The organism is Variovorax sp. V116, assembly GCF_041154435.1.
Taxonomy (GTDB): Bacteria; Pseudomonadota; Gammaproteobacteria; order Burkholderiales; family Burkholderiaceae_C; genus Variovorax; species Variovorax paradoxus.
In genome coordinates, this window is sequence record NZ_AP028661.1 from 777,977 (window position 1) to 791,694 (window position 13,718).

General features: G+C 67.2%; 10 protein-coding genes and 1 tRNA gene. 10 read left to right on the top strand and 1 reads right to left on the bottom strand.

Annotation, left to right across the window (positions count from 1 at the left end):
* The first annotated feature begins 15 nt into the window (after positions 1 to 15).
* The 8 genes from rpoC to ACAM58_RS03655 all read left to right on the top strand — a co-directional run bounded on the left by rpoC (position 16) and on the right by ACAM58_RS03655 (position 11,805).
* Positions 16 to 4,245 carry a DNA-directed RNA polymerase subunit beta' gene (gene rpoC, locus ACAM58_RS03620; protein ID WP_012745752.1) on the top strand — a complete coding sequence of 1,410 codons (4,230 nt, stop codon included), beginning with the start codon at positions 16 to 18 and terminating at the stop codon, positions 4,243 to 4,245.
* 102 nt (positions 4,246 to 4,347) lie between these two features.
* Positions 4,348 to 4,956 (top strand): hypothetical protein, encoded by a 609-nt coding sequence (locus ACAM58_RS03625; RefSeq protein ID WP_012745753.1) that lies wholly within the window; start codon positions 4,348 to 4,350, stop codon positions 4,954 to 4,956.
* A 141-nt stretch (positions 4,957 to 5,097) separates the two neighbouring features.
* Positions 5,098 to 6,426 carry a 16S rRNA (cytosine(967)-C(5))-methyltransferase RsmB gene (gene rsmB, locus ACAM58_RS03630; protein ID WP_369664173.1) on the top strand — a complete coding sequence of 443 codons (1,329 nt, stop codon included), beginning with the start codon at positions 5,098 to 5,100 and terminating at the stop codon, positions 6,424 to 6,426.
* Complete coding sequence (locus ACAM58_RS03635) at positions 6,407 to 7,054, top strand: DUF4390 domain-containing protein (RefSeq protein WP_012745755.1); 648 nt, start codon at positions 6,407 to 6,409, stop codon at positions 7,052 to 7,054. The genes rsmB and ACAM58_RS03635 overlap by 20 nt, the downstream gene beginning before the upstream one ends.
* Positions 7,051 to 9,381 carry an ATP-binding protein gene (locus ACAM58_RS03640; protein ID WP_369664174.1) on the top strand — a complete coding sequence of 777 codons (2,331 nt, stop codon included), beginning with the start codon at positions 7,051 to 7,053 and terminating at the stop codon, positions 9,379 to 9,381. The genes ACAM58_RS03635 and ACAM58_RS03640 overlap by 4 nt, the downstream gene beginning before the upstream one ends.
* 91 nt (positions 9,382 to 9,472) lie before the next feature.
* Positions 9,473 to 10,174 carry a response regulator gene (locus tag ACAM58_RS03645; RefSeq protein WP_012745757.1) on the top strand — a complete coding sequence of 234 codons (702 nt, stop codon included), beginning with the start codon at positions 9,473 to 9,475 and terminating at the stop codon, positions 10,172 to 10,174.
* Between the two features lie 18 nt (positions 10,175 to 10,192).
* Positions 10,193 to 10,268, top strand: a tRNA-Phe gene (locus ACAM58_RS03650).
* A gap of 235 nt (positions 10,269 to 10,503) precedes the next feature.
* Positions 10,504 to 11,805 (top strand): methyl-accepting chemotaxis protein, encoded by a 1,302-nt coding sequence (locus ACAM58_RS03655; RefSeq protein WP_369664175.1) that lies wholly within the window; start codon positions 10,504 to 10,506, stop codon positions 11,803 to 11,805.
* A 39-nt stretch (positions 11,806 to 11,844) separates the two neighbouring features.
* On the opposite strand, the gene ACAM58_RS03660 is transcribed toward ACAM58_RS03655, so the two are convergent.
* Positions 11,845 to 12,336 (bottom strand): SRPBCC family protein, encoded by a 492-nt coding sequence (locus ACAM58_RS03660; RefSeq protein WP_369664176.1) that lies wholly within the window; start codon positions 12,334 to 12,336, stop codon positions 11,845 to 11,847.
* Positions 12,337 to 12,550: 214 nt separating this feature from the next.
* Here ACAM58_RS03660 and ACAM58_RS03665 point away from each other — a divergent pair, with 214 nt between their 5' ends.
* Together ACAM58_RS03665 and ACAM58_RS03670 are read left to right on the top strand one after the other, a co-directional pair.
* Complete coding sequence (locus ACAM58_RS03665) at positions 12,551 to 13,273, top strand: DeoR family transcriptional regulator (protein ID WP_049808391.1); 723 nt, start codon at positions 12,551 to 12,553, stop codon at positions 13,271 to 13,273.
* Positions 13,270 to 13,653, top strand: a complete 384-nt coding sequence (locus ACAM58_RS03670) for a DUF427 domain-containing protein (protein WP_369664177.1) — start codon at positions 13,270 to 13,272, stop codon at positions 13,651 to 13,653. The genes ACAM58_RS03665 and ACAM58_RS03670 overlap by 4 nt, the downstream gene beginning before the upstream one ends.
* The last annotated feature ends 65 nt before the right edge of the window (positions 13,654 to 13,718 follow it).

Below are 13,718 nucleotides of genomic sequence, written 5' to 3' on the forward strand. Positions count from 1 at the left end.
AAGGGAAAGAGTCTTATGAAATCGCTACTCGACCTGTTCAAGCAATTCACGCCTGATGAGCATTTCGATGCCATCAAGATCGGCATGGCTTCGCCCGAGAAGATCCGTTCGTGGTCCTTCGGCGAGGTGAAGAAGCCCGAGACGATCAACTACCGTACCTTCAAGCCCGAGCGCGACGGTCTCTTCTGCGCCAAGATCTTCGGCCCCATCAAGGACTACGAGTGCCTGTGCGGCAAGTACAAGCGCCTGAAGCACCGCGGCGTGATCTGCGAGAAGTGCGGCGTCGAAGTCACGCAGACCAAGGTGCGCCGCGAGCGCATGGGCCACATCGACCTGGCTGCGCCCTGCGCGCACATCTGGTTCCTGAAGTCGCTGCCGTCGCGCCTGGGCCTCGTGCTCGACATGACGCTGCGCGACATCGAACGCGTGCTGTACTTCGAAGCCTACGTGATCACCGACCCCGGCATGACCCCGCTGAAGAAGTTCGGCATCATGTCCGAGGACGACTATGACGCGAAGCGCAAGGAATACGGCGACGAGTTCGTCGCCAAGATGGGCGCCGAAGGCATCAAGGACCTGCTCGAAGGCATCGAACTCGACAGCGAGATCGAACGCCTGCGCGGCGACCTGACCGGCTCCGAAGTCAAGGTCAAGAAGAACTCCAAGCGCCTGAAGGTGCTGGAAGCCTTCCGCAAGTCGGGCATCAAGCCCGAGTGGATGGTGCTCGACGTGCTGCCCGTGCTGCCGCCGGACCTGCGTCCGCTGGTGCCGCTGGACGGCGGCCGCTTCGCGACCTCCGACCTGAACGACCTGTACCGCCGCGTCATCAACCGCAATTCGCGCCTGCGTCGTCTGCTGGAGCTCAAGGCTCCGGAAATCATTGCTCGCAATGAAAAGCGGATGCTGCAAGAAGCAGTCGACTCGTTGCTCGACAACGGCCGCCGCGGCAAGGCCATGACGGGCGCCAACAAGCGCGCGCTCAAGTCGCTCGCCGACATGATCAAGGGCAAGAGCGGCCGCTTCCGCCAGAACCTGCTGGGCAAGCGCGTCGACTACTCGGGCCGTTCGGTCATCGTGGTGGGCCCGACGCTCAAGCTGCACCAGTGCGGCCTGCCCAAGCTGATGGCGCTCGAGCTGTTCAAGCCCTTCATCTTCTCGCGCCTGGAAGCCATGGGCATCGCGACCACGATCAAGGCTGCCAAGAAGGAAGTCGAATCGGGCACGCCGGTGGTCTGGGACATCCTGGAAGAAGTGATCAAGGAACACCCGGTCATGCTGAACCGTGCGCCTACGCTGCACCGTTTGGGCATCCAGGCCTTCGAGCCGATCCTGATCGAAGGCAAGGCGATCCAGCTGCACCCGCTGGTTTGCGCGGCCTTCAACGCCGACTTCGACGGCGACCAGATGGCCGTCCACGTGCCGCTGTCGGTGGAAGCGCAGATGGAAGCCCGCACGCTGATGCTGGCCTCCAACAACGTGCTGTTCCCGGCTTCGGGCGAACCGTCGATCGTTCCTTCGCAGGACGTGGTGCTGGGTCTGTACTACACGACCCGCGACCGCATCAACGGCAAGGGCGAGGGCCTGATCTTCTCCGACATCGGTGAAGTGCAGCGCGCACTCGACGCCAACGAAGTCGAACTCACCGCCAAGGTGGCAGTGCGCATCACGGAGTACACCAAGGACAAGGAAACCGGCGAATTCACGCCTTCCACGTCGCTGGTGGACACCACCGTGGGCCGCGCCCTGCTGTCCGAGATCCTGCCCAAGGGCCTGCCGTTCTCGAACATCAACAAGGCGCTGAAGAAGAAGGAAATCTCCAAGCTCATCAACGTCTCGTTCCGCAAGTGCGGCCTGAAAGAGACCGTGGTGTTCGCCGACAAGCTGCTGCAGAACGGCTTCCGCCTGGCCACCAAGGCCGGCATCTCGATCGCCATCGACGACATGCTGGTGCCCGCTGAAAAGCACGGCATCATCGAGCGCTCGGCCAAGGAAGTGAAGGAGATCGAGCAGCAGTACGTCTCCGGTCTCGTGACCTCCGGCGAGCGCTACAACAAGGTGGTGGACATCTGGGGCAAGGCCGGCGACGAAGTGTCGAAGGTCATGATGGCCAAGCTGTCCAAGCAGAAGGTCATCGACCGCCACGGCAAGGAAGTGGAGCAGGAGTCGTTCAATTCCATCTACATGATGGCCGACTCCGGCGCCCGCGGTTCCGCAGCGCAGATCCGCCAGGTGGCCGGCATGCGTGGCCTGATGGCCAAGCCGGACGGCTCGATCATCGAGACGCCCATCACCGCGAACTTCCGCGAAGGCCTGAACGTGCTGGAGTACTTCATCTCCACCCACGGTGCCCGAAAGGGTCTGGCCGACACGGCGCTGAAGACGGCGAACTCGGGCTACCTGACCCGCCGTCTGGTCGACGTGACGCAAGACCTGGTCGTGACCGAGCAGGACTGCGGCACGCACGGCGGCTACCTGATGCGCGCCATCGTCGAAGGCGGTGAAGTCATCGAATCGCTGCGCGACCGTATCCTCGGCCGCTCGGCTGCCGACGACGTGCTGCACCCGGAAAACCGCTCGGTGCTGCTGAAGGCCGGCGAGATGTTCGACGAGGACAACATCGAAGAGCTCGAGGCGCAAGGCGTCGACGAGGTCAAGGTGCGTACCGCGCTGACCTGCGAAACCCGCTTCGGCATCTGCGCGACCTGCTACGGCCGCGACCTGGGCCGCGGCGGCCTGATCAACATCGGCGAAGCCGTCGGTGTGATCGCTGCGCAGTCCATCGGCGAACCCGGCACGCAGCTCACGATGCGTACCTTCCACATCGGTGGTGCGGCATCGCGTGCAGCGGTGGCCTCGAGCGTCGAAGCCAAGTCCAACGGCGTGATCGGCTTCAACGCCACGATGCGCTACGTGACCAACAGCAAGAACGAGCTGGTGGTGATTGCACGTTCGGGCGAGATCGTCATCCATGACGAACACGGCCGCGAGCGCGAACGCCACAAGGTGCCGTACGGCGCGATCCTGGCGGTCAAGGCCGACCAGCAGATCAAGGCCGGCCACGTGCTCGCCAACTGGGATCCGCTGACGCGCCCGATCATCACGGAATTCGCCGGCAAGACGCAGTTCGAGAACGTGGAAGAAGGCCTCACCGTCGCCAAGCAGGTGGACGAAGTGACCGGCCTGTCGACCCTGGTCGTGATCGATCCGAAGCGCCGCGGCGCTGCCAAGGTCGTGCGCCCGCAGGTGAAGCTCATCGACGCCTCCGGCGCCGAAGTGAAGATCCCGGGCACCGACCACTCGGTGACGATCGGCTTCCCGATCGGCGCCCTGGTGCAGATCCGCGACGGCCAGGACGTGGGCCCCGGCGAAGTGCTGGCGCGTATTCCGGTCGAAGGCCAGAAGACCCGCGACATCACCGGCGGTCTGCCGCGCGTTGCCGAGCTGTTCGAAGCCCGTTCGCCGAAGGACAAGGGCATGCTGGCCGAAATGACCGGTACCGTGTCGTTCGGCAAGGAAACCAAGGGCAAGATCCGCCTGCAGATCACCGATCCCGAAGGCACCGTCTGGGAAGACCTCGTGCCGAAGGAAAAGAACATCCTGGTGCACGAAGGCCAGGTGGTGAACAAGGGCGAAAGCGTGGTCGACGGCCCGGCGGACCCGCAGGACATCCTGCGCCTGCTGGGTTCGGAAGAACTCGCGCGCTACATCGTGGACGAAGTGCAGGACGTGTACCGCCTGCAGGGTGTGAAGATCAACGACAAGCACATCGAGGTGATCGTTCGCCAGATGCTGCGCCGCGTCGTGGTCGACAACATCGGCGAGACCGGCTACATCTCCGGCGAACAGGTCGAACGCAGCGAAATGCTCAACACCAACGACGCCCTGCGCGCCGAAGGCAAGATCCCCGCGACGTTCACCAACCTGCTGCTGGGTATCACGAAGGCGTCGCTGTCGACCGACTCGTTCATCTCTGCCGCTTCGTTCCAGGAAACGACGCGCGTGCTGACCGAAGCCGCGATCATGGGCAAGCGCGACGAGCTGCGCGGCCTGAAGGAAAACGTCATCGTCGGCCGCCTGATCCCCGCGGGCACCGGCATGGCCTACCACCAGGCGCGCAAGGCCAAGGATCAGATGGACGAGGCCGAGCGCCGCGCCATCGCCGAATCCGAAGCCGCCGAACTGGCCGGTTCGACCAGCGATGTTTCCACCACGGCCGACGCCAGCGAAGGCGCCGCGTCCGAATAACTGGTTAGCATCACCGGCCATGACCGGTATCCGACGCCCCCCGACCGCCCCCGGTTGGGGGGCGTTTTTCTTTGAGTTGTCTATTGCGAGGCGTTTTTGCCGATGAGCGTGTTGCCCGATTCGATGGTCGGCTGGATCGTCATTGCCGTGCTGCTGTTCTGGTTCGTGGGCGCGTACAACCGGCTCGTGCGGCTGCGCGCGGCCGTGCTCCAGGCCTATGCGACGCTCGATGCGGCCCTGCGGAAGCAGCTGGACTTCGTCCAGGCCAGCATCACGGCCGCCCTGCCGGAAAAGGATGCGTCCAGCCATTCGTCGGCCGTGGCGCCGCTGCAGGCCGCCACCAACCAGCTTGCGACGTTGCTTGGCGCCACCCGCCTGCATCCGCTCGACCCCGGCGGCATGGCCGCGCTGGCCACGGCGCTGCAGGTGCTGATCACGGCTTGGCAGCGCCAGCATCCGGACGCGGTGACGGTCTTCGAGGCGGACGGAACGCTCTCGCGGCCGGCGCCGCTGCTGCCGGCCGGCGCCGGTGCCGGTTCGGCCTCCGGCACACTGGAACCCATGGCCTGGCCCGAGCCTTCGGCCGCCGCGGAAATCGCACGCAGCCAGTTCAATCTGGCGGTGGGGCAGTACAACGCCGCCATCGTCCAGTTTCCGGCGCTGCTGGTGGCATGGATGGTGCGTTTGCGTCCGGCCGCGCCGCTGCTTTGAAGCCGCCCGGACGCCGGCGTTGCATTTTTTCTCCGTACGCTCGCGGGGCGCCGCGCCAGCCGCGCGCCCGTTGACGCCCATTACCATCGCCCCAACTTGTCAGAACTAACTTCCGATCATTCCGCCGGCACCGCGCCGCCGATGCAACCTCCGCTGTGGCGCCAGCTGCAGCTGACCGCAGCGGCGCTCGCGTCGATTCGCGCCGGCAGCTCGGGCACCGTCGCGTTCGAAGCCGTCGAGCCCGCGATGCGCCCCGGCGTGCAGGCGCTCGGCTTCCAGGTGCTGCGCTGGCTCGGCCGCGCCGAGGCCCTGCGCCGCCACCTGGCCAAGCGCACGCCGCCGCCGCTGCCCGACGCGCTCCTGTGCACCGCTTTGGCGCTGGCCTGGGATGCGCAGCATGCGCCCTACGAGCCCTTCACGCTGGTCGACCAGGCCGTCGAGGCGGCAAAGCGCAATCCCGCCACGCGCGCCCAAGCGAGCTTCATCAACGCCTGCCTGCGCCGCTTCCTGCGCGAGCGCGACGAACTCGTGGCCGCCACCGACCATGAGCCGGTCGCACAGTGGAACCATCCGCGCTGGTGGATCGAGCGGCTCAAGCGCGACCATCCGCGCGACTGGCAGCGGGTGCTTGCCGCCGACAACGCGCAGCCGCCGATGACGCTGCGCGTCAACCTGCGCAAGACCACCGTGGCTTCCTATCAGCTGGCGCTCCAGGCGGTGGGCCTTTCGGCCGTCCGGGTGGGGGAGGCGGGCCTGCAGCTGGCGCGCGCGCGCCCGGTGCAGCAGCTGCCCGGTTTTGCCGACGGCGAATGCTCGGTGCAGGACGCCGCCGCGCAGCTGGCCGCGCCGCTGCTGCTCGAAGGCCTGCTGCCCGCGGCCGGCGCGGCCCCCCTGCGCGTGCTCGACGCCTGCGCCGCTCCCGGCGGCAAGACCGCGCACCTGCTGGAATTTGCCGGGCCGGCGGCCATCGAGGTGACGGCGCTCGAGGTCGATGCCGCCCGCAGCCGCCGCATCGACGAAACCATGGGCCGGCTCGGCCTGTCCGCCAGGGTGGTGGTGGCCGACGCCGCGCGGCCGGCCGCCTGGTGGGACGGCACGCCCTTCGACGCGATCCTGCTCGATGCGCCGTGCACCGCCTCGGGCATCGTCCGGCGCCATCCCGACGTGCGCTGGCTGCGCCGCGAGAGCGACACCGCCCAGCTGGCGGTCCAGCAGGCGGCGCTGCTCGCGGCCCTCTGGCCCCTGGTCCGGCCCGGCGGCCGGCTGCTCTACTGCACCTGTTCCGTCTTCCGGGAAGAAGGCTCGCAACAAATCGATGCGTTCCTTGCGCACAACACCGACGCCCGATTGGGGGCATCGCCGGGCCATTTGCTTCCCCAAAGCGGGGCGAATGCCCGCGCCGTCCCGGACAATCCCTCAGGTGACCACGACGGCTTCTTCTACGCCCTGCTTGAAAAACGTCCGCGCTGAGGCCCGCAGGCGGCGCATCCTGGCGCCGCTGGCCGGGCTCGTGCTGGCCTGGGCATTGCTGCTGACCTGCCTGCTTCCGATTGCGGTGGCGCAGGGGCGCGTCGTGCCATCGGTCACCCAGATGCGGCTGGAACAGGCCGACGACGGCGTCTACCTCACCGCGGCCGTGCAGTTCGAGCTGCCCTCGCTGGTCGAGGAAGTGCTCGACAAGGGCATTGCCATCTATTTCGTGGCCGAGGCCGAGGTCTTCCAGGAGCGCTGGTACTGGACCGACCGCAAGGTGGCCCAGGTCACGCGCCACATGCGGCTGGCCTACCAGCCGCTCACGCGCCGCTGGCGGCTCAACGTGTCGCCGGTGCCCATCACCGGCACCGCGGGCTTCGGCGTTTCGCTGAACCAGAACTTCGACAGCCTCGCCGACGCCATGGACGCCGTCAAGCGCGTCGGCCGGCTGCGGCTGGGCGATGCGGCCGAGGTGGGCGACGAGGCGCAGCACCAGGTCGTGTTCCGCTTCCGGCTCGACACCTCGCAGCTGCCGCGTCCGTTCCAGATCGGCGTGGTCGGCCAGGCCGACTGGAACATCGTGGCCGAGCGCAGCGCCAAGCTCGCGCTGGAGAAGCAGCGGTGAGCAGCAAGCCGCGCAGCGGCGCAGCGGCCACGCCCGCCGCCCGCCGCGCCCGCGCGCTGCGCTGGGCGGTGGGCGTGGGCGCCGCGCTGGTCACGGCCATCGGCCTGGTGCTGATGTTCCTGCTGGCCCAGGCCACCAACAACCGCGCGCTGTACGAGCGCTACTACGTGCGCCTTTTCGGCATCAACGTGGTGGTGGCGGTGCTGCTGGTGCTGGTGATCGGCTGGGTCGCCTTCCGGCTGCTGCGGCGGCTGCGCCAGGGCAAGTTCGGCAGCCGCCTGCTCATCAAGCTGGCGGCTATCTTCGCGCTGGTGGGCGTGGTGCCGGGCGCGCTGGTCTACGTGGTGTCCTACCAGTTCGTGGCGCGTTCGATCGAAAGCTGGTTCGACGTCAAGGTGGAGGGCGCGCTCGACGCCGGCCTGAACCTCGGCCGCGCCACGCTCGACTCGCTTGCGGACGACCTGGCCGCCAAGACGCGCGTGGCCAGCGCCCAGCTGGTGCAGGTGCCCGACGCGAGCGCCGGCCTCGTCCTCGAGCGCATCCGCGACCAGCTCCAGGCCAGCGACGTGGTGCTCTGGACCGGCACCGGTCAGCTGGTGGCCGGCGCCGGCGCCTCGCGCTTCCAACTCAACCCCGAGCGGCCGACCACCCAGCAGCTGCGGCAGGTGCGCGCCGACCGCGCCATCGCCCACATCGAGGGCCTGGACGAAACCGCGGCGCCGGGCACCAACCTGCCGCCCGCCACCGTGCGCGCGCTCGCGATGGTGCAGCGGCCGGGCTTCGACTTCGACACGGCGCCGCGCTTCCTGCAGGTGACGCAGCCGCTGCCGCCCGCGGTGGTGGCCAACGCACTCGCCGTGCAGGAGGCCAACCGCGAATACCAGGAGCGGGCCCTGGCCCGCGAGGGCCTGCGGCGCATGTACATCGGCACCCTCACGCTGAGTCTTTTCCTGGCCGTGTTCGGCGCCGTGCTGCTGGCCGTGCTGTTCGGCAACCAGCTCGCGCGGCCGCTGCTCGTGCTGGCGGACGGCGTGCGCCAGGTGGCCGGCGGCGACCTGCGGCCGACCGCCGTGCTGCAGGGCAAGGACGAGCTGGGCGGCCTCACGCGCTCCTTCGCCGTCATGACCCAGCAACTGGCCGATGCCCGCGGCGCCGTCGAAAAGACCATGGGCCAGCTCGACGCCGCCCGCGCCAACCTGCAGACCATCCTGGACAACCTGACCTCCGGCGTGATCGTGCTCGACGCCAAGGGCACCATCCTTTCCACCAACCCCGGCGCCACCCGCGTGCTGCGCGCCCCGCTGGCGGCCTACGAGGGCATGCCGCTCGCCCAGGTGCCCGGGCTCGCGGACTTCGGCAACAGCGTGCAGCAGCAGTTCGACGAATTCCAGGTCGAGCGCCTGCAGCACGGCCTGGACCACTGGCAGCACGCCTTCGAGCTGCATGCCAGCGGCACCGACCTGCCGCAGCAGGACAGCGCCATCAACATCGTGGCGCGCGGCGCCGAGCTGCCAGGGGCCGCGCGGCTGCTGGTGTTCGACGACATTTCCGAAATCGTCTCCGCCCAGCGTGCCCAGGCCTGGGGCGAAGTGGCGCGCCGCCTGGCCCACGAGATCAAGAACCCGCTCACGCCCATCCAGCTCTCGGCCGAGCGGCTCGAAATGAAGCTCTCGGGCAAGGTCGCGCCGCCCGAGCAGGCCGTGCTCGTCAAGTCGGTCAAGACCATCGTCGACCAGGTCGACGCCATGAAGCGGCTGGTCAACGAATTCCGCGACTACGCCCGCCTGCCCGCGGCCGACCTGAAGCCGGTCGACCTCAACGCGCTGCTGGCCGACGTGCTCCAGCTCTACAGCGCCGAGAACGCGCCGATCGCGCTGCGCTCCGAGCTCGACGAGCGCTGCCCGCCCATCCGCGGCGACGCCCAGCAGATCCGCCAGGTCATCCACAACCTGCTGCAGAACGCCCAGGACGCTGCCGAGGCCGCCGCCAGCACCACCGGCCGCGCCGGCGAGGTCGTCATCCGCACCCGTCTGGGCGATTCGGGCCAGCGCGTGCGCCTGACCGTGCAGGACAGCGGGCCGGGCTTTGCCGAGAACATCCTCAAGCGCGCCTTCGAGCCCTACGTCACCACGAAAACAAAAGGTACAGGTTTGGGACTGGCCGTGGTCAAGAAGATCGCGGACGAGCACGGCGCGCGCATCGAGCTTTCCAACCGCGTTGTCGATGGGGCTGTAGCAGGGGCGCAAGTCTCGCTATCATTCGCGCTGGCAGGCGAGCCGCAAACAGCGGTCGCTCACACCGAAGATCCGAAGTCTTCCGCCGCCTGAGCGTGAAACAAACCCGTCGCGCGCAGACGATGGGGCGGCTGGCGGACCCTACACACATTGCAGATACCGGCGCATACAACAAGCAGCACTCATGGCAAACATTCTCGTGGTCGATGACGAGCTGGGCATTAGGGACCTGCTCTTCGAAATTCTCAATGACGAAGGCCACAACGTGGAGTTGGCGGAAAACGCGGCCGAGGCACGCGCAGCGCGGCAGCGCGCACGGCCCGATCTCGTGCTGCTCGACATCTGGATGCCCGACACCGACGGCGTCACGCTGCTCAAGGAATGGTCCACCGCCGGGCTGCTGAGCATGCCCGTCATCATGATGAGCGGCCACGCCACCATCGACACCGCCGTCGACGCCACCCGCATCGGCGCCTTCGCTTTCCTCGAAAAACCCATCACGCTGCAGAAGCTCCTGAAGGCCGTCGAGCAGGGCCTCGCGCGTGAGAACGCCAGGCGCGCGGCGGCGGGCGTGGTGCCCCCGGCCCCGGGCATCAACCCCTCGGCCGCCATCACCACCACCGGCGACAGCCTGCTGCTGGCCTCGCTCGCCTCCGTGCCGGTGCCCGACGCCGGTCCGCAGTCGACCCAGAGCTTCGACCTCGACCGCCCGCTGCGCGATGCACGCGACGGCTTCGAGAAGGCCTACTTCGAATTCCACCTGGCCATGGAGAACGGTTCGATGACCCGCGTGGCCGAGAAGACCGGCCTGGAACGCACGCATCTGTACCGCAAGCTCAAACAACTTGGCGTCGATCTTTCGAGAGGGCGCAGAAGCGCTGTATAATTTAAGGCTGCACACCAAGGCCCGGTAGCTCAGTTGGTAGAGCAGCGGATTGAAAATCCGCGTGTCGGTGGTTCGATTCCGCCCCAGGCCACCATTCATCATTTTGAGGTCGTCCGCAGGCGACCATCAAAATCAAAAAAGCCCTAAGTAGATCAACTGCTTGGGGCTTTTTTCATTCCAGGGCGGCCCGCAGCGTTCCGCGCCAGGCCGGGCGCTCGTAGGGCGAACCCCGGGTTTACGCCTAGGCCCGCACCCTCAAGTTCCGCCGCCGCACTGCCGATATACCAGGCAACCTGGCCCCGCATCGGCGGCCGTCACGGAAAAAGCACATGCGCAATTGGAAGATCAGTGCCCAGCTGGGCGCGGCGTTCGGGATCGTGTTGCTGTTGATGGCGACGGGGCTCGCGATCGGCATCTCGGGCCTTCAGGAGGTCGCCGGCAGCGGCGTCGCCCCGGAGCTCGCACGGCATATCGCGTCGACGCGCAACCTCATGGCGGGCTTCGGGCTCGCCGCGCTGCTGGCGGGCGTGGGCTGCAGCGTCTGGCTCGCGCGCAGCATCATGCAGCCGCTTGGCGAGGCGATCTTCATCGCGGAGACCGTGGCCTCGGGCGACCTCAGCAAGGAATTCGAGACCGAGCGCGGCGGCGATTTCGGGCGGCTGCTGCGCGGCATGGGCGAGATGGAGGACACGCTGACGGACGTGGTGACGCGCATCAAGGCATCGACCGATTCGATCGTGGTGGCGTCCGGGCAGATCGCGGCCGGCAACCAGGAGCTGTCCTCGCGCACCGAGGAGCAAGCGAGCTCGCTCGAACAGACCGCGGCCTCGATGGAAGAGCTCACGAGCACCGTCAAGCAGAACGCCGACAACGCGCGGCAGGCCAACCAGCTCGCGCTCTCGGCCTCCGAAGTGGCCGTGAAGGGCGGCAGCGTGGTGGGGCAGGTGGTCGACACCATGGCGTCGATCAATGCTTCTTCCCGGAAGATCGTCGACATCATCGGCGTGATCGACGGCATCGCGTTCCAGACCAACATCCTGGCGCTCAATGCGGCTGTCGAAGCCGCGCGCGCCGGCGAGCAGGGCCGCGGCTTCGCGGTGGTCGCGTCGGAAGTGAGAAGCCTCGCGCAGCGCTCGGCCGCGGCGGCCAAGGAGATCAAGGGCCTGATCGACGATTCGGTGGGCAAGGTCGACGTGGGCAGTGCGCTCGTCGGCGAGGCCGGCAAGACGATGGAAGAGATCGTGAGCGGCGTCAAGCGCGTGACGGACATCATCGGCGAGATCACCGCGGCCAGCCACGAGCAGGCGCAGGGCATCGAGCAGGTGAACCAGGCGATCGCGCAGATGGACCAGGTGACGCAGCAGAACGCGGCGCTGGTCGAGGAGGCGGCGGCCGCGGCCCAGTCGCTGCAGGAACAGGCCGACAGCCTCTCGCAGGTGGTGGCCACCTTCAAGCTCGACGACGACGAAGAGGAACCCGCCGCGGCGCCGCCCAGGCCCGCACCCGTCCAGGCGCGTGTCGAGCAACCGGTCCAGCCGGCTCGCCGTGCACTTGCCGCTGCACCGCCGCGCAAGCCGGTGGCGGCGATCGCGGGCTCGTCCGCCGCCAGCGGAGACTGGGAGACTTTCTAAGCCAGTGCGTGCGCGCCGGCCGCAAGAGGCAATGAACGGTCAGGCCCGCTGCCAGCCTGCCTTGAGCGCATCGGGGTTCTTGTCCGCCACAAGATTCAGCTTGATGCCATGCTCGAGAAACGCCTTGAGTCCTGCAAGCGTCCAGGTGAAGCCTTGGGTCGACTCGGCAACGTACTTGAAGAGTTCGTCTCCGTCACCCGTCCAGCCAGACTCCGTGATGACGACGTAGGTCGTTCCATCCTCGCGTGCGGAGAACGTCCATTCGACCGTCGTGCGGCCGCTGTATCCGTCCCACTCGATCACGATGCGCTTGTCGGGTTCGATGTCTTTCACGAGCACCGATGTGGATGCCCCATACATCTCCCAGTCCCATCTGACTTCACGGCCGGCCTCGAGCCGGCCGCTGCTTTTGGTGAACCAGAAGTTGGTTGTCACACGGGGATCGATGAACGCTTCGAACACCTCTGCGACGGGCTTGCGAACCAGCATCTCCGTTTGTGCGACGGGTGCTTTCGTGATCTCGACTTTCATGGTGGCCTCCTTTTGCGGGACGCGTTGCGGCGCCTGCCAATCAATCAATCCTGGCACGGAGCGCGTCGCACCATGAGCACGCGGCGCCATGGACCCACCTGCAGCGCAGTTTTCTTTCAATATGCAACGCTCCACTGCACCTACGCGAATGTGAGCATCGCCCTACAGAAGAGCCGCTGCAAAAAATTAAGGTGACCGATGGCGAGGCCGGGCAATGTGTGAAGTGCCTCGCGCAAAGGAAGCCAAATTGGACCCCCCATCCAGAACCTTCGAGCGCCGCGCGCTCCGCATTCCGCTGCGCTCTTCCGTGACGCTGGAGGCCGACCTGTGCCTGCCGGCGGCCTCGCGCGGGATCGTGCTGTTTGCGCATGGCAGCGGCAGCAGCCGCTTCAGCCCGCGCAACCGACAGGTCGCGGAGAGCCTCAACGAGGCGAAGCTGGCCACGCTGCTCGTCGACCTCCTGACCTCCGACGAAGAGGCCGTCGACGAGCGCACGCGCGAGCTGCGCTTCGACATCGACATGCTGGCCGACCGGCTCGTCGGCCTGACCGACTGGCTGTGCGACTACGAGCCCGCCGCGGGCCTGAGGATCGGCTACTTCGGCGCGAGCACCGGTGCGGGTGCCGCGCTGGTGGCCGCGGCGCAGCGGCCCGACGCGGTGCACGCCGTGGTCTCGCGCGGCGGGCGGCCCGACCTGGCCGGGCCCGCGCTCGAGCGCGTGCGCGCGCCCACGCTGCTGATCGTCGGCGGCAATGACGGGCCGGTGATCGACATGAACTGGCAAGCCCTTGCGGTGCTGCGCGGCGAGAAGCGGCTTTCGCTCGTGCCCGGCGCAACGCATCTTTTCGAGGAACCCGAAGCGCTGGGCGCGGTGTCCAAGCTGGCGCGCGACTGGTTTCGGGACCATCTCGATCCCTCCAGGAGTACCAAGAAATGAGCAAATCACCAGGACACCAGAAATGGCCCGACCACCAGGTGCGCGAAGAGCCGCTTCGCCAGCCGATGGAGGTCGAGGTCGAAGGCATGGTCGTCGCGAGCTCGGCGGACGTGATCAAGGTGGTCGAGGACAAGTCGCCGGTGCGCTACTACTTTCCGCGCACCGACGTCCGCACGGACAAGCTCAAGCGTTCGCAGACCACGACCGAATGCCCGTTCAAGGGCACCGCGAGCTACTACAGCCTGAACGTGGGCGAGCGGCAGCTCGACGACGCGATCTGGTCGTATGAAGCTCCGTACGACGAGCACCAGGCGCTGAAGGGCCGCATGGCTTTCTACGACGAGAAGTTTCCGGAGATCCATGTCCGTCCGAAGAGCTGAGCGAGCCGCCGGGTAGCGCTCTCGCATGTGCGGCAATATTTGCCGCACAACCCGCAGCGATGACC

Bases quoted from the DNA above. Each gene is read 5' to 3' on its own strand.
- rpoC (WP_012745752.1), top strand. From the start codon at position 16: ATGAAATCGCTACTCGACCTGTTCAAGCAATTCACGCCTGATGAGCAT.
- ACAM58_RS03625 (WP_012745753.1), top strand. From the start codon at position 4,348: ATGAGCGTGTTGCCCGATTCGATGGTCGGCTGGATCGTCATTGCCGTG.
- rsmB (WP_369664173.1), top strand. From the start codon at position 5,098: ATGCAACCTCCGCTGTGGCGCCAGCTGCAGCTGACCGCAGCGGCGCTC.
- ACAM58_RS03645 (WP_012745757.1), top strand. From the start codon at position 9,473: ATGGCAAACATTCTCGTGGTCGATGACGAGCTGGGCATTAGGGACCTG.
- ACAM58_RS03655 (WP_369664175.1), top strand. From the start codon at position 10,504: ATGCGCAATTGGAAGATCAGTGCCCAGCTGGGCGCGGCGTTCGGGATC.
- ACAM58_RS03660 (WP_369664176.1), bottom strand. From the start codon at position 12,336: ATGAAAGTCGAGATCACGAAAGCACCCGTCGCACAAACGGAGATGCTG.
- ACAM58_RS03665 (WP_049808391.1), top strand. From the start codon at position 12,551: ATGTGTGAAGTGCCTCGCGCAAAGGAAGCCAAATTGGACCCCCCATCC.
- ACAM58_RS03670 (WP_369664177.1), top strand. From the start codon at position 13,270: ATGAGCAAATCACCAGGACACCAGAAATGGCCCGACCACCAGGTGCGC.